The organism is Methyloversatilis discipulorum (assembly GCF_018780585.1).
GTDB classification, from domain to species: Bacteria; Pseudomonadota; Gammaproteobacteria; order Burkholderiales; family Rhodocyclaceae; genus Methyloversatilis; species Methyloversatilis discipulorum_B.
Genome location: NZ_JADMJL010000021.1, coordinates 116017 through 130784, shown reverse-complemented (window position 1 = coordinate 130784; position 14768 = coordinate 116017). Strand labels below are relative to the sequence as shown.

Below are 14768 nucleotides of genomic sequence, written 5' to 3'. Positions count from 1 at the left end.
GCCGCACCCAGGCGCTGGTTGCGCTGGCAAGAAAACTCGCTCGCGTTGCCTTCTCTCTGATGAAGAACGCGGCCGACTATGTCCCGAGACAACACGAAAACGCTTGCGCCGGAACATAGAATCTCCCACGGAAACCCGACATGGGTGACGGATTGGAAAGGCTTTTGTGGGAGCGGCCTTGGCCGCGATGGGGCGGGTGGCGCCGTGGCGTCCTTGTTTTAGGCCGGATCGCGAGCAAGCTCGCTCCCACGGAAACCCGGCATGGGTGACGGATTGGGAAGGCTTTTGTGGGAGCGGCCTTGGCCGCTATAGGGCGGGTGATGCCCGGCTCCCGTATTCTCAGGCGCCGCCGAAGTAGTGCCGCATCGCCTCGTTCGAAGTCTGGGTGTTCAGTTCATCGACCTGCATCGGCATCATCACGCTGCCGCTGGACCACAGGTAGTGCTTGCGGAACCACTCGCGCAGTTCGGGTGAGCATTTTTCCATCGGGCCGTCGCGGCCTGCTTCGATCAGGTAGTGCAGCACGCGGTCGGCGCCCGGCGTGTCGCGGGTGACCATGCGGTGCTTTTCGAGCGGGTGGAACAGCCGGCCGACGTCGTAGGCGGTGACGGTGGCCGGCAACTCGGTCAGGCGCCGGTCCAGTCGATCCAGCGCGCTTTCCCACGCCGGGTCGAGGCGGAAGCGCTGCTTCAGGCTGGCAATCCAGGCACGCAGCAGGCGCACGTAGTCGTGTTCTGTCGCTCGTTCACCGTTCATTGATGTTGTCCTTCGTCGGCATACGGAACTGATGTGCTATCGGCATCGGCCCGGCCGGCTTGAGAATGCGCATGGGCTGCCGTTACCGCTTGAACGCGCGTCAAACACTCTGCGCCCCCTGAACCCCATGACCGAACTCCTGATCGACATCGTCGCCGCCCAGCCGCCGCTCGCACGCGCGCTGTGGGCCGTCGTTTCGCTGGCATTGCTGGTCGCCGCCCTTGCCGTGCTGCGGCTGGAGCGACGCATGTTCGTCGCACGCGGCAAGGGGGCGTCGTGGTGGGTGGTGCGGCTGGCTTCGCTGCCGGCGCTGGCCGTCGTCGTGGCGGCGGTGGTCGGGCCGGCGCGTGCCGTGTCGGGCATGGAGGGGCTGGCGGTGTTCTACCTGCTGCTGCTCGTCGTGGCGCCGCTGCTGTGGTTCGGCGTGCACCTGCTGGCCGGCTGGCTCGCCTCGCCGCGCTTGTCGCGCGGCGAATCGGCGTGGATCGCCGGCAGCGGCCTGATGCTGCTGCTGTGTCCGCCGGCGGTGTTCACCGCGCTGCAGACGCCGGTGTTCATGATTTCGCGCCAGTTCGAAGCCGCCGCCCGCGCCTCGCGTCCCGAAATGCCGTTGCCGCATCGCGCCGATGCAGCGCAGCGCTTCCGTCTCGGTGACGCCGGCGTGCTCGTTGCACAGTCGTTGATCGCGCCGCCCGGCGTGCAGGTCGAGCGCGTCGAGGCGCTGCAGGGGGGACATTGGTCCGACATCGCGACGCAGACGCATGCCTATCTTTGCCGCAACGGTGACGATCTGCATCTGGCCTGGGCCGATGAGGGCGACCTGCCGCCGCCGCTGCGCATCTTCTGGCGCGACGCGGCCGGGCAGGCGCGACAGAGCGGCTTCCAGACCGTACAGGCCGGCGGGCCGGCGCAGGAATTCGCCGTCCTCTGGCGCGACGACGGCTTCGACCTGCCGGTGCCGCTGTCGCGCGACCGCGTGCAGCCCGGCTGGCTGGCCGACGGGACGATCCGTTACCGCAGTCTGCACGACATCCTGCAAGCAGGTGAAAGCCCGTACCACGATTGCGTCATGCGCGGTTACCGGCGCGTAAACGCCGACACCGAGGGGCCGGTGGCCGTCGTGCTGCTGCGCATCCATCGCCGGCCACCGGCCAGCACGATCGAGCATCTGCTCATCCGTCCCTGATGTCGCGCTGACATCTGCCTGCGCGGGGAAGCTGCCACGCACGAAGGCGGCAAATTGCCCGTCCGGCGGTGGGTGTGCCCGGCCTACCATCCCGTCGGCATCGACGACGGAGAAGGGCGAATGAATACCGATTACGGAATGCGCAGGTTCGCTGGCCACCTGGTGGCCGTGGCGACGCTGGCGACGGCCGTCGCCGCGTACGGCGAGAGCGGCAACACCGGCTGGCCGCTGCACGGCAACGACGCCGGCGGTCAGCGGCACGCGCGGCTGGACCAGATCAACCGCGACAACGTCGCGCAGTTGGAACGGGTGTGGAGTTGGCACAGCGGCGTCAAGGCCACCTTCCAGGCCACGCCCATCGTGGTTGGCGACACGATGTATGTGTCGCTGCCGTTCAGTCACGTTGCCGCGCTCGACGCACGCAGCGGTCGCGAGCTTTGGCGTTACGAGCACCCGCGTGCGGCCGGCAGGCTGTGCTGCGGTCCGGCCAATCGCGGCGTGGCGGTGCGTGACGGCCGCGTCTTCGTCGGCACCGTGGACGCCCGTCTGATCGCGCTCGATGCGCGCACAGGCGCGCCGCTGTGGAACGTAGCGGTGGCCGACGCAGCGCCTGCGACCGAGCAGGCGGCGCAACTGCCGGACAGCGACCCGCTGAGCCGGCGCGAAACCCAGGGCTCGACCGGCGTCGGTATCGCGATGGCACCGCAGGTGGCCGGCGATCTGGTCATCGTCGGCATCACCGGCGTCGGCTACGGCCTGCACCCCGAGAACGCGGTGGTCGGTCTGCCTGGCCAGTACGGCCGCCCGGGCGTGCTGGCTGCGTTCGACGCCGCCAGCGGCCGGCGTGCGTGGCAGTTCGAAGTGACCGGCCCTGGTTGGGAGGGCGACTTCGCCGCCCGCACCGCCGACGGTGTGGACCTCCGCCGCGACCTCGCTGCCGAGCGCGCAGCGCTCGCCCGCGAAGGCGGGGCCTGGCGCCACGGTGGCGGCTCGCTGTGGGCGACGCCCGCCATCGACGCTGAACGCGGGCTGATCTTCTTCGGCACCGGCAACCCCTCACCACAGATGGCTGACGGCTCGCGCCCTGGCGACAACCTCTACACCGCTTCGCTGGTCGCGCTCGACCTGCGCACCGGTCGCCGTGTCTGGCACCACCAGCAGGTGCCACACGACCGCTGGGGCTACGACGTCGCCAGCCCGCCGGTGCTGTTCGAGCTGCAGCAGGGCGGCGAGCGCATCCCGGCGCTGGCGCAGCCGAGCAAGCTGGGCTGGGTCTATGTGCATGACCGACGCGACGGCCGGCTGCTGTTCCGCTCCGAGGCCTTCGTGCCGCAGCAGAACCTGTTCGCCGCACCCAGCGCCGAGGGGGTGGTGATCGCGCCGGGCATCGCCGGCGGCGCCAGCTGGTCGCCCTCTGCGCTCGATCCGCAGCAGACGCTGCTGTTCGTGCCCGGCATCCACCTGCCGACCCGCTACACGGTGCGCGAGGCCGAGCGCCCGGATGGCAACCGTTTCCGTTACGTGGTCAGCGAGCCGGAAGGTCCGCGTGGCGGCGTGCTGGCGGCCGTCGACCTCGCGCACGAGGGGCGGCTGCGCTGGCAGGTGAAGCTCGACCAGCCCATGGTCGGCGGCGTGCTGTCGACGGCCGGCGGGCTGCTGTTCACCGGTATCGGCGAGCGCAGCTTCGCCGCCTTCGACAGCGGCAGCGGCATGCGGCTGTGGTCGTGGCAGGTGGACGCCGGCGTCAATGCGCCGCCGGTCAGCTACGCGATCGACGGTCGTCAGTACGTCGCGGTCGCCGCCGGCGGCAACGCGCTGTTCGGCTTTCCGCAGGGCGACGCGCTTCATGTGTTCGCGCTGCCGCAGCCGGCGGTCGCTGCGGGGGCCGGCCTGCGCTGAGCGACCGGCGCCGATATCGGTTAGATTGCGGGCCTCGACCGCCGGCGCATCCCGCGCCGGTCCGCGACCGCCCGCCATGAGAACACTTGCCACCATCGCCAACGGACTCGACGCCCGCATGCTGCGTGACGTGCTCGCGCTCGAAGGCCTGCACGTGAAACTCACGGCCAGCTCTGCCGACGCGCGGCAGAGCGGGGCGGTCACGCTGCTGATCGAGGACGCCGAGTTCGAGCGCGGTCAGGCGCTGCTTGCGCGCTGGATGGCCGAACACCCGGCGCCCGGTTCCGATCCCGTTCCACCCCCGCACGCTGAATGAAGTCGGTCAGCGCGGCGTGGCGGCGGCGCGTCGTCGCCGGCATCCTGCTGTTGCTGGCCGCATTGTGGCTGCTTGATCGCATCTTCCCGCCGCCGCTGCCGTCAGGTGACGACGGCTTCATCGTGCTGGCGCGCGACGGCAGCCCGCTGCGCGCCTGGCCCGGCAGCGACGGCGCCTGGCGCTATCCGGTCACGCCGGCCGAAGTGTCGCCGCGCTACATCGAGGCGCTGCTCGGCTATGAAGACCGCTGGTTCCGCTGGCATCCAGGCGTCAATCCGGCCTCGCTCGCACGCGCCGCCTGGCAGTGGGCGACCACTGGCCGCATCGTGTCCGGCGGCTCCACGCTCACCATGCAGGTGGCACGCATCCTCGAACCGGTGCCGCGCACGCCGGCCGGCAAGCTGCGCCAGATCGTGCGCGCGCTGCAGCTGGAATGGCGGCTGTCGAAGGACGACATCCTCACGCTCTACCTGAATCACGCGCCGATGGGCGGCATCGTCGAAGGCGTCGAAATGGCCAGCCGCGCCTATCTGGGCAAGCCCTCGCGCGATCTCAGTCACGCCGAAGCCGCGCTGCTCGCCACGCTGCCGCGCGCGCCCAGCCGGCTGCGTCCGGACCGTGCGGCGCAGGCCGCACAGACCGCGCGAGACCGCGTGCTGGCGCGGCTCGAACACTTCGGCATCTGGTCGCCGGCGGTGGTGGCCGATGCGCGCATCGAACCGGTGATCGCGCAGAAGCTGCAGGGCGCCTGGCTTGCACCCTTGGCCGCCGAGCGCCTGCGCAGCCGCACGCGCAAGGCTGGCACCGCCGGCCTGACCCGCGTCGCCAGCACACTGGACCGCGAACTGCAGACCACGGTCGAGCGCCTGCTGGCCGACCGCGCCAGCGTGCTGCCGCCGCGCGTGTCCATCGCCGCCCTGGTGCTCGACACCGCCACGCTGGAAGTGCGCGCCTACGCCGGCTCGGCCGACTTCAGCGACAACGCGCGCGGCGCCCACGTCGACATGGTGCGCGGCGTGCGCTCACCCGGCTCGACGCTCAAGCCCTTCCTGTACGCGATGGCGCTGGACGACGGCCTCATCCATTCCGAAAGCCTGTTGATCGACGCGCCGCAGGCCTTCGGTGGCTACCAGCCGGGCAACTTCCAGGCGGACTTTTCCGGGCCGGTCAGCGTGTCGGAGGCGCTGCAACGATCGCTCAACGTGCCGGCGGTCGACCTGCTGGACCAGATCGGGCCGGCGCGCTTCGCCGCCCGGCTGGCCGAGGGTGGCATCAAGCCGCGCATCGCCACCGGCGAACAGCCCAATCTCAGCCTCATCCTCGGCGGCGCCGGTGTCACGCTGGAAGAACTGGTCGGTGGTTACCGCGCGCTCGCTGCCGGCGGGCTGGCCGGCAAGCCACGGCTTACGCCGGAGGCGCCGGTCGAGGAAACACGGCTGATGAGCGCGGGCGCGGCCTGGATCGTGCGCGACATCCTCGAAGGCGGCGGCCACCCGGACCGGCCCTTTGTTGAGGGCGGTGGCACTGCACCGCTGGCCTGGAAAACCGGCACCAGCTTCGGCTTCCGCGACGCCTGGGCGGTCGGCGTGTCCGGCCGCTACGCGCTGGGCGTGTGGCTGGGCCGGCCCGACGGCACGCCCAACCCCGGCTTCTTCGGCGCCAATGTCGCCGCGCCGCTGCTGAAGGACATCGCCGCGGCACTGCCGCGCGACGCGTTGCCCCCGCGCGACCGTCCGGCCACGGTGCAGCCGGTCGACATCTGCTGGCCCTTGGGCACGGCCGCTGCCGAAACGCCCGCGCCGCTGTGCCACCGCCGCCGGGCCGCCTGGTCACTGGCCGGCGCCGTGCCGCCCACCCGGCCCGACCGCATCGACGGCAGCAGCCTGCGCCAGACCGTGTGGCTGGAGCCGGCCAGCGGTCTGCGCACCGTGCCCGGCTGCGGCCACGGTCAGCCGCGCGATACCGCCCGCTGGCCCACGCTGCTGCAACCCTGGCTCGACGGCTGGCTGCCCGCCGACCAGCGCATCCCCGACTGGCAACCCGGCTGCGCCCCCACCGGCGGCACCTCTGCCGCCACGCTGCGCATCGTCGGCCTCAGCGACGCCAGCCGCCTGCGCCCGGCCCCGCACCAGCGCCACGTGTCGCTGCAGCTCGCTGTGCGCGGCGCACAGGGGCCGGTGTACTGGTTGCTGGACGGGCAGAGGGTGGTGCCGGATGCGGGCGGCAAGCTGCTGCTGAACGAAGCAGGTGCGCACCGGCTGACCGTGATGGACGAAGGAGGGAGGCATCACAGCGTCCGTTTCACGGTGGATGCGCCGCCCGGGATCTAGCCAGCGCGAACGGGCCGTCCTTCCTGCGGCGGAGCTTGCGACACCCGGTGGCGGTTCTGTTCAGGGTTCAGTCGCGAGCAGACCTCTCTCCGGCAGTGTTCCGTTCCTGACAATCCGATCCGCGAAAGCCGGCCGCACCGCAACGATGTGGTCCGATTCAGCGATCCCGCACCGCGCTGCCTTGACCCGTGCGCCGGCCGCCGTGAGCATGCAACCCTCGGTAACGGTCACGCTACGGTGGACCGTCCTTCGCTTTTGTCGCCGCCAGGCGACCTCGTTTTTCGTTTCAACCTCCCATCCAATCAAGGAATAGCCATGACTCAAATCGTCGTCGATCACAACCCGACCGAAGAGAAGCTGAAGGCGCTGGGCGTGTCCAGCTGGTCGATCTGGGAAAAGGAAGTGTCGAAGTTTCCGCTCGACTTCTCGATGACTGAAAGCGCCTACCTGCTCGAAGGCGAGATCCACGTGACGCCGCAGGGTGGCGACAAGGTGGTGATCAAGGCCGGCGACTTCGTCGTGTTCCCGAAGGGCATGAAGTCGATGTGGGAAGTCGTGAAGCCGCTGCGCAAGCACTACAAGCACAGCTGACCGCATTCGCTTCTGTGCCGAAGGGGCCTTGATGTTTCAAGGCCCTTTTTGTTTTGCGTGGACGGTGATTGGCTCCCGAGCGACGGCGAAGTGCCACATAGTTGTCAGGTGCCGTGGATTGTTCAGGCGGATGATGCGCTGACGTCCTGAACGCGGATGGCGACTTTCCGGGTGCATCCGCTTGCGTCGCCCGCGTGTAGAGGATGGAACGAGACCGGTTGCTGTTCCGGTCAGCCCGCAGCTTTGGTCTGCGCCGTCGTCCGCCAGGGAGAACGGATTGAATCCATCGTTCAGCGCCACGACGCCCTCCGTCGCCACGCACGACTTCGCGCGGGTGCTCTCGCCGGCTGACGACAGCGCCCGCTCCTTCGACCTGCTGGCGGAACTCGCGCGCGATCTGCGGCCGGGGGTGATCTTTCCGATCTGTTTCGACGCGCTGCTGTGCGTGCGGCAGACGCTGCGCGCGCCCGAGGTGACGACGCCGCATCTGGCAGGCGCCGCGCGGGTCGATCCGCTGCTGTGCGCACGGCTGCTACGGCGCGCGAACCGCGGTCGGCGCGCAGCGCCGGTGACCGGCGTGCGCGATGCGCTGACGGCGCTGGGCGTTGATCGCGCACAGCGCGTGGCACGCGCGGTGTCCTGTGGCCAGATCGGCTGTGCGCGCCAGCTTTCGCACGTCGATGAACTGTCGCGCCGGCTGTGGCTGCACACGCTGCGCACGGCGGCCGGAGCCTTCGTACTGGCGCGCCGGCTCACGTCGCTCGATCCGGACGAGGCGATGACAGCCGGGCTGCTGCACGACATCGGCGCTTTCTATCTGCTTGACCGCCTGGCGCGGCGACCGTCGGCGGCGTTCGACGCACAGGACGTCAATGCGCTCATCCTCGAATGGCACGAAAGCGTGGGCGAATCGCTGCTGCAGTCGCTGGGCGTACCCGAGGTGCTGATCGACGCGATGCGCGACCACGAACAGCCGCGCGCACGCACCGGCATGCCGCGCTCACTGTCGGATCTGGTGTTCACCGCCAGTGTGCTGGCCGGCGGCGCGAGCGAGCTGTACGACGACCCGGTATGTCACGTGAGTCAGCGCCCGGCACCGACGCGCGAGCGATTCGCCGGGCTGTTGCCGGAGATCGAACAGGTGTACGGAGTGCTGCGGCGCGGGGCGATGCAGGGGTAGGGCGCCTCTCCCCGGTTGGAGCAGTCTCGGTCGCGACGCGTTCGCTGTAGTCCTCGGGCTTCGATTCAGGTTGCTGTCGGGGTCAAGACCCCTCCCACAGAACTTCCGCCCGGGCTTTGGCTGCGGGTCTGGAACAGTCCCCGTGGGAGCGGCCTTGGCCGCGACAGGGCCGCAGCACAGCGCGGACTTCGGTGCAGATCATGAAAAAGCCCGCCCCGCGGATGCGGAGGCGGGCTTTTTCATGACGGCCGGGCGACTTCAGGCGAGGTCGAAGCGGTCGGCGTTCATCACCTTTGTCCAGGCAGCGACGAAGTCGCGGACGAACTTTTCCCTGTTGTCGTCCTGCGCGTAGACCTCGGCGTAGGCGCGCAGGATGGAGTTCGAACCGAACACCAGGTCGACGCGGGTGGCCGTCCATTTCACTTGACCGGTCCTGCGGTCAACGATTTCGTACAGATTGCTGCCAGCCGGCTTCCAGCGGTAGGCCATGTCGGTCAGATTGACGAAGAAGTCGTTCGTCAGCGCGCCGACGCGGTCGGTGAATACGCCGTGCGGGCTGCCGCCGTGGTTGGCGCCGAGCACGCGGAGGCCGCCGACCAGCGCGGTCATTTCCGGGGCGGTGAGGCCGAGGAGCTGGGTGCGGTCGAGCAGCAGTTCTTCCGGCTTCACCACGTAGTCGCGCGGCTGCCAGTTGCGGTAGCCGTCGGCGGCCGGCTCGAGCACTTCGAACGATTCGACGTCGGTCTGCGCCTGGCTGGCGTCGCCACGGCCGGGTGCGAACGGCACGGAGACATTGAAGCCGGCCGCCTTGATCGCCTGCTCGACACCGACATTGCCGGCCAGAACGATCACGTCGGCCACGCTGGCGCCGGTCTCGGCCGCGATGCGTTCGTAAACCGGCAGCACGTCCGCCAGGCGTGCCGGTTCGTTGGCTTCCCAGTCCTTCTGTGGCGCGAGGCGGATGCGGGCGCCGTTGGCGCCGCCGCGCATGTCGGAGCCGCGGAAGGTGCGGGCACTGTCCCAGGCCGTGGCGACCATGTCGCCGATGCTCAGACCCGCCGCGGCGATCTTCGTCTTGACGGCGGCAACGTCGTAGTCGGTGCGACCGGCGGGCACCGGGTCCTGCCAGATAAGGTCTTCGCTCGGCACTTCCGGACCGATGTAGCGGGTTTTCGGCCCCATGTCGCGGTGGGTGAGCTTGAACCAGGCGCGGGCGAACACTTCGCTGAAGTAGGCCGGGTCGGCGTGGAAGCGTTCGGAAATCTTCCGGTAGGCCGGGTCCATCTTCATCGCCATGTCGGCGTCGGTCATGATGGGGTTGCGGCGGATGGACGGGTTCTCGGCGTCGACCGGCTTGTCTTCCTCGCGGATGTTGACCGGTTCCCATTGCCACGCGCCGGCCGGGCTCTTCTTCAATTCCCAGTCGTAACCCAGCAGCAGCTTGAAGTAGCCGTCGTCCCATCGGGTCGGGTTCGTGGTCCAGGCACCTTCGAGGCCGCTGGTGACCGTCTGGTTGCCGACGCCGCGCGTGCGATGGTTCATCCAGCCGAAGCCCTGTTCCTCGATCGGCGCGCCTTCGGGCGAGGGGCCGAGCAGGGCGGCATCGCCGTTGCCGTGCGCCTTGCCCACGGTGTGACCGCCGGCGGTGAGCGCGACGGTTTCCTCGTCGTTCATCGCCATGCGGGCGAAGGTGATGCGCACGTCGTGGGCGGTCTTCAGCGGGTCGGGTTGGCCGTCCACGCCTTCCGGGTTCACGTAGATCAGACCCATCATCACCGCGGCCAGCGGATTGGCGAGGTCGCGTTCGCCCGAGTAGCGGCTGTGCGGGTTGTCCGACTTGGCCAGCCATTCCTTTTCCGAACCCCAGTAGATGTCCTTTTCCGGGTGCCAGATGTCTTCGCGGCCGAAGGCGAAGCCGTAGGTTTTCAGGCCCATCGATTCGTAGGCCACGGTACCCGCATACAGGATGAGATCGGCCCAGGACAGCTTGTTGCCGTACTTCTTCTTGATCGGCCACAGCAGGCGACGGGCCTTGTCGAGGTTGCCGTTGTCGGGCCAGGAGTTGAGCGGGGCGAAGCGCTGGTTACCGGTACCGCCGCCGCCGCGGCCGTCGGCCACGCGGTAGGTACCGGCGGCATGCCAGGCCATCCGTATCATCAGGCCGCCGTAATGACCCCAGTCGGCCGGCCACCAGTCTTGACTGTCGGTCATCAGCGCGGTCACATCCCGCCTGAGTGCGGCGAAGTCGAGTTTCTTCACCTCTTCCCGATAGTTGAAGCCTTCACCCATCGGATTGGTCTTGCGGTCGTGCTGGTGCAGGATGTCCAGGTTCAGTCCCTCGGGCCACCACTCCATCACGTTGATGCGGCCGGTGGTCGCACTGCCGTGCATGACCGGGCATTTGCCGATCGTGTTCTGATCTCTCGTGTTCACATCGATCTCCTTGTTTTTCGGGACTCCGGCGCGATGCCTGTGGCCGGGGTCAGTAAGCGCCCGGAACAAGCTGTTGCGGGCAGTCGTGGTGCAACCAAGATGCGGGGGGGAGCAAGACCCCGCCTTCAACCCTGCATGCTCTGTTTTTCTGGGTGCTCGACAGTCATCGCGCATCGGCGTGTGCCGCGACTGAACGTGCGGAACAGATTCTGCGTCGCCGCCCGCGGCGCCGTGATCGATATTTTCTTTATATTTAGATCAAGTCTAAAAAATCGTCCAAGTTGAAGTGCGACATGGGAATCGAGGACTGACGGAACGTTCGATTTCACATCGTCGATACCTGCGGCACGTGCGAGATCGAAATGTTCCCGCGGTCGCGTTGATGGACGCGTGCGGCCAGCACCCGGAGCGTCGCGGCCAGTGCTGTTCCCACAAGGGAGGCGCCCGATCCGCGACAAGAGCCGGGCGGGGGTCTGTGGGAGGGGGTTGCCGCTGACCTTCGCGCCGAACTAGAACGGCGAGTCGGCGTGGGCGAGGCGAACGTCGATGTTCGCCCGGGCCGCGACCTGCGGCAGATGCGGGTCGACGATGCCCTGTGCAGCGAGTGCCGCGAGATCACCTTCCGGCAGGGCGCAGGACTTCACCAGCAGAACGCCCGGGCTGCCGATGCGGGCAGCGAGCCAGACGGCGATGCTGTCGGAGGTGACCGTCCAGTCTCGCGGGATGTCGGTGCTGAGGTCGAGACGACGGGAAGGCAGCCACACCGGCGTGCGGCCGGCCGCGCAGTGGTCGGCCAGCGCGTCGATATCGTCGCAGGCGACCAGCGCCGGAAACAGGTCGCACAGCATGAGCCCGCACTGGTCCATCGCGCGCAGCGCCATCCGGTGCGCCGCGTCATCGGAAAAGCGCCAGTGCGTCTGGGCGTCGCGTACGGCGTCGGCATATGCCCCGCCACCCGGCACGATGACTGCGCTGCCTGCCGCTTCGCCGGCAAGCCGTTCGCACCAGCGCTGCAGTCGTCCGTCATGCGGGTCGGACAGCAGGCTGCCGCCGAGCTTGATCACCACCGGTGCGCGGGTCACGACCTGTCGCGCCGGTCGATGCGGCGGTCCAGCACCTGGCCGAGCAGGCGCAGCACCAGCAGATAGACGATGGCCAACGCGAGCATCTGCGCACCGCCGCCGGTCAACGTCTTGAACGGCGCATAAAGCAGGCCGAAGGCGACGACACCGACCAGATGGATGACGGCGGACGGTTTCATCGCCCACCCTCGGCCAGCAACGCCACCGCGACCGCGGGTGCGCAGGTGGTGGCTTCGTCCGCGCAGTCGGGCGCGAGGTCGGCGATCAGCTCACCCAGCGTGACGGCCGGGCGGCCGAGCGCGCGTGCGAGACCGGCGGCGACGAAGCGGCCGGCGCCGGCGCAGACCACCGGTGCGTCGGACGCGAGCGCGGTGATGCCGGGCAGGGCGCGGCAGGCGTCCACCAGCGCGTCAAGCTGAGCCTCGGCGAAAGCCGAGGCGAGTGCGCGCCAGTCTTCCATCGTGCCCTCGGCGAGGTCGCGACCTATCATGCGCGCCAGCCGGCGGGCGCTGGCCTCCACCGTCTTGGCGCCGCCGTCGGCCGCCGGGTACTGGTCGGCGTGCTCCGGCAGTTCCCCGAGCAGGCGCCACACGTCCGCCGTGGTGGCGAAGTACTCGGCCATCAGCCGGTGGCGCCGACCCTTGAAGTTGATGGCAGGCGCCAGCGCCATCAGCGGCGTGCGCACGACGCCGGCATAGACCAGCTCGCCGCTGATCAGCCGGTCGGCGTCGGAGCAGCTGGTCGTGGCGACGCCGCCATCGATGACGATGAGGTCGCTGGTGGTGCTGCCGACGTCAGCCAGCAGCGCCTGCGGCAGACGGGTGGCGATCCACGCCGCGGTGGCGAGCCAGTTGGCCGAGGCGATGACGTCGGCGCGCACGCGCGCCTCATCGACCTGCGCCCAGCCAGCGCGACCGGCGTACAGCGAAATGTCGCCGGCCAGTGCGGTGCGCATGCGCTGCGCGATGCCGGCCACGCCGTCGGCGCGGGCGTCGAACAGGTCCGTCATTTCGCCGGTCATCGTGATCGCGTGTCGCGGCGCGGCGCCCAGTGCGGCCAGCGCTTCGGCCACGGCGGCGTCGAGCTTGTCCAGCCCCTGCCACAGCGGGCAGGCCACCTGCACCACGCCGCTCACCCGGCCGCCGTCGATGCGCGCGGCCTTCACGTGAGCGCCGCCGATGTCCCAGCCGATCAGCGCGGCGTCAGACGGTTTCTTCATGGGCGTCAAGGGTAAGGGTGTGCGGGCGCGGAGCGTCGGTCGACGGCAGGCTGCCGTCGCGCGCCGCGCTCAGTGTGGCGGCGACCAGATTGAGGCCGGTCGCCGCGCGCAGCGCGCAGGCCGAGGTGCTCATGCGCGGATTGATCTCCACCACGACCGGGCCATCCGCCGTTTCGATGAAATCGACGCCGACCGGCCCGAGCAGGCCGGGCAGTGCGGCGGCGATGCGCTGCGCGAGCGCAGCGTGCTGTGGCGTGGCGTCGACGGCGCCGACAGCGAGCGCGGCGAGGCGCACGCGTTCGCTGCGGTGTTCGAGCACTTGCCGGTTCACCGACAGCAGCGCCGCCCGCCCGCGCGCGCATAGCAGGTTCATGCTGCGCGCTTCGCCGTCCAGCCAGGGCTGGGCGATGTGATCCGGCCCGGCGGCGCGCAATGCGCGCGCGGCGGCGGCACGGTCGACCAGGCGCTGCAGGCCGTCGCAACCGGCGCCGTCGTCCGGCTTCACTGCCCACGCGCCGAGAATGTCCGGCAGCGCGTCGGCGTCGCTGTAGTGCGGCAGCACGGCGACGCCGGCCTCGGCCAGCACGCGGGCCGTGCGCGATTTCGACGCGGCGACGCGGCAGCTTGTGGCGTCGCAGCCGAGCAGGCGGCGGCCGCCCGCTTCGACGCGGGCGGCCAGCGTGGCGAGCAGATCGCCGGTTTCCGGAGCGACGACGAGCACCGCGTCGGCAGCGGCCAGCGCGGCGTCGAAGGCCGTGTCGAACGCGTCGGCCTCGGCCACCGCGATCGACTCGGGCAGCGCCGCTTCGAGCCGGGCGTCGTGCAGCGTCACCAGTTCGGCGCCGGCGATGTCGGCGGCGTCGCGCAGCAGCGCATCGCGCATCAGGCGGCCTTCGCGCGCGAGCGAGGTCGGCAGCGGCTGGCCGGCCAGACCGCCGCCGGTGATAAACTCGAACACGAAAATTCGTTGATTCATATAAGGTTTTCTGTGCCTGAACTGATACCCGTGATCGACCTGATGCAAGGTCGGGTCGTGCACGCGCGCCGTGGCGACCGGCAAGCTTACCAGCCGCTGCGCTCGCGCCTCGTCGAGGGTTGCGTGCCGGAGGACGTGGTCGATGCGCTGCTCGCCGCCACCGCCGCCCGCAATATCTATATCGCCGACCTCGACGCCATCCGCCGGCTGGGCGGCGACCACGCGGCCGTGATCGCCGCACTGGCCGAGCGTCATCCGCGGGTCGAGTTCTGGGTGGACGGTGGTTTTGCCGATGCCGACGCCGCGCTGGCGCTGCACCGCGCAACCGGCGCGACACCCGTGCTGGGCAGCGAAAGCCTGACCGACCCCGATGCGTTGGCGAAGCTGTCGGCAGCGGGCGTGCCGGCGCTGCTGTCGCTCGACTATCGCGGCGGCGTGCCGCTCGGCGCCGACTGGGCACACGCGCCGGGATTCTGGCCGGCACAGGTGATCGCGATGGAGCTGGCGCGTGTCGGCTCGGAGGCCGGGCCGGAGCTGGCGCTGATCGACCGCCTGCGCGCCCGGCGCCCGGACGTCGCCGTGATTGCCGCCGGTGGCGTGCGCGACGCGGCCGACCTGGCGGCGCTGGACGCCGCTGGCGTACCGGCCGTGCTGGTGGCGAGCGCGCTGCACGACGGCCGGCTCGCGGGCTGCTGAGGCTGCGTGCTGCGGTGCGGAATTTGCGGTGTTTCAAACGCCACGATTTTTTACCGACAGATCAATCGCAAGGAGTAGATTGCATTTCGATACAGCACGGCTGG

13 protein-coding genes and 1 pseudogene are annotated in these 14768 nt (G+C 69.6%); 8 read left to right on the top strand and 6 right to left on the bottom strand.

What is annotated here, in order from left to right:
* Positions 1–119 (top strand): annotated as a pseudogene (locus tag IV112_RS21490) (IS110 family transposase); the annotation flags it as partial.
* A gap of 220 nt (positions 120–339) precedes the next feature.
* Here the strand turns inward: IV112_RS21490 and IV112_RS11105 are convergent.
* Positions 340–756, bottom strand: a complete 417-nt coding sequence (locus IV112_RS11105; protein WP_304003555.1) for a hypothetical protein — start codon at positions 754–756, stop codon at positions 340–342.
* 127 nt (positions 757–883) lie between these two features.
* Here IV112_RS11105 and IV112_RS11100 point away from each other — a divergent pair, with 127 nt between their 5' ends.
* The 6 genes from IV112_RS11100 (at position 884) to IV112_RS11075 (ending at position 8258) form a co-directional block, all read left to right on the top strand.
* Positions 884–1942, top strand: coding sequence for a hypothetical protein (locus IV112_RS11100; RefSeq protein ID WP_304003553.1), 1059 nt, complete (start codon positions 884–886; stop codon positions 1940–1942).
* Positions 1943–2062: 120 nt separating this feature from the next.
* Complete coding sequence (locus IV112_RS11095) at positions 2063–3841, top strand: pyrroloquinoline quinone-dependent dehydrogenase (protein WP_304003551.1); 1779 nt, start codon at positions 2063–2065, stop codon at positions 3839–3841.
* Positions 3842–3917: 76 nt separating this feature from the next.
* Positions 3918–4157 carry a hypothetical protein gene (locus tag IV112_RS11090; RefSeq protein WP_304003550.1) on the top strand — a complete coding sequence of 80 codons (240 nt, stop codon included), beginning with the start codon at positions 3918–3920 and terminating at the stop codon, positions 4155–4157.
* Positions 4154–6487, top strand: a complete 2334-nt coding sequence (gene pbpC, locus IV112_RS11085) for a penicillin-binding protein 1C (RefSeq protein ID WP_304003549.1) — start codon at positions 4154–4156, stop codon at positions 6485–6487. The genes IV112_RS11090 and pbpC overlap by 4 nt, the downstream gene beginning before the upstream one ends.
* 315 nt (positions 6488–6802) lie before the next feature.
* Positions 6803–7078: a cupin domain-containing protein gene (locus tag IV112_RS11080; protein WP_304003548.1), complete on the top strand. Its 276-nt coding sequence runs from the start codon at positions 6803–6805 to the stop codon at positions 7076–7078.
* A 277-nt stretch (positions 7079–7355) separates the two neighbouring features.
* Positions 7356–8258, top strand: coding sequence for an HDOD domain-containing protein (locus tag IV112_RS11075; protein WP_304003547.1), 903 nt, complete (start codon positions 7356–7358; stop codon positions 8256–8258).
* 258 nt (positions 8259–8516) lie between these two features.
* On the opposite strand, the gene katG is transcribed toward IV112_RS11075, so the two are convergent.
* From katG to IV112_RS11050, 5 genes are all read right to left on the bottom strand, one after another.
* On the bottom strand, positions 8517–10691 hold the full coding sequence (gene katG, locus IV112_RS11070) for a catalase/peroxidase HPI (RefSeq protein WP_304003546.1): 2175 nt from the start codon (positions 10689–10691) through the stop codon (positions 8517–8519).
* Between the two features lie 509 nt (positions 10692–11200).
* The gene (locus tag IV112_RS11065; RefSeq protein WP_304003545.1) at positions 11201–11773 is read right to left on the bottom strand and encodes an amino acid kinase family protein; all 573 of its coding nucleotides are present in this window, start codon (positions 11771–11773) and stop codon (positions 11201–11203) included.
* On the bottom strand, positions 11770–11952 hold the full coding sequence (locus IV112_RS11060) for a hypothetical protein (protein ID WP_304003544.1): 183 nt from the start codon (positions 11950–11952) through the stop codon (positions 11770–11772). Before IV112_RS11060 ends, IV112_RS11065 begins: the two co-directional genes overlap by 4 nt.
* Complete coding sequence (locus tag IV112_RS11055) at positions 11949–12992, bottom strand: hydantoinase/oxoprolinase family protein (protein ID WP_304003542.1); 1044 nt, start codon at positions 12990–12992, stop codon at positions 11949–11951. The genes IV112_RS11060 and IV112_RS11055 overlap by 4 nt, the downstream gene beginning before the upstream one ends.
* Entirely contained in the window at positions 12976–13968 is a 993-nt protein-coding gene (locus IV112_RS11050) for an ATP-grasp domain-containing protein (protein ID WP_304003541.1), read from the bottom strand. The genes IV112_RS11055 and IV112_RS11050 overlap by 17 nt, the downstream gene beginning before the upstream one ends.
* Before the next feature lie 12 nt (positions 13969–13980).
* On the opposite strand from IV112_RS11050, the gene IV112_RS11045 reads away from it, so the two are divergent.
* On the top strand, positions 13981–14664 hold the full coding sequence (locus IV112_RS11045; protein ID WP_304003540.1) for a HisA/HisF-related TIM barrel protein: 684 nt from the start codon (positions 13981–13983) through the stop codon (positions 14662–14664).
* Positions 14665–14768: the final 104 nt, after the last annotated feature.

Coding starts and splice junctions, on each gene's coding strand:
- IV112_RS11105 (WP_304003555.1), bottom strand. CDS start 756: ATGAACGGTGAACGAGCGACAGAACACGACTACGTGCGCCTGCTGCGT.
- IV112_RS11100 (WP_304003553.1), top strand. CDS start 884: ATGACCGAACTCCTGATCGACATCGTCGCCGCCCAGCCGCCGCTCGCA.
- IV112_RS11095 (WP_304003551.1), top strand. CDS start 2,063: ATGAATACCGATTACGGAATGCGCAGGTTCGCTGGCCACCTGGTGGCC.
- IV112_RS11090 (WP_304003550.1), top strand. CDS start 3,918: ATGAGAACACTTGCCACCATCGCCAACGGACTCGACGCCCGCATGCTG.
- pbpC (WP_304003549.1), top strand. CDS start 4,154: ATGAAGTCGGTCAGCGCGGCGTGGCGGCGGCGCGTCGTCGCCGGCATC.
- IV112_RS11080 (WP_304003548.1), top strand. CDS start 6,803: ATGACTCAAATCGTCGTCGATCACAACCCGACCGAAGAGAAGCTGAAG.
- IV112_RS11060 (WP_304003544.1), bottom strand. CDS start 11,952: ATGAAACCGTCCGCCGTCATCCATCTGGTCGGTGTCGTCGCCTTCGGC.
- IV112_RS11055 (WP_304003542.1), bottom strand. CDS start 12,992: ATGAAGAAACCGTCTGACGCCGCGCTGATCGGCTGGGACATCGGCGGC.
- IV112_RS11050 (WP_304003541.1), bottom strand. CDS start 13,968: ATGAATCAACGAATTTTCGTGTTCGAGTTTATCACCGGCGGCGGTCTG.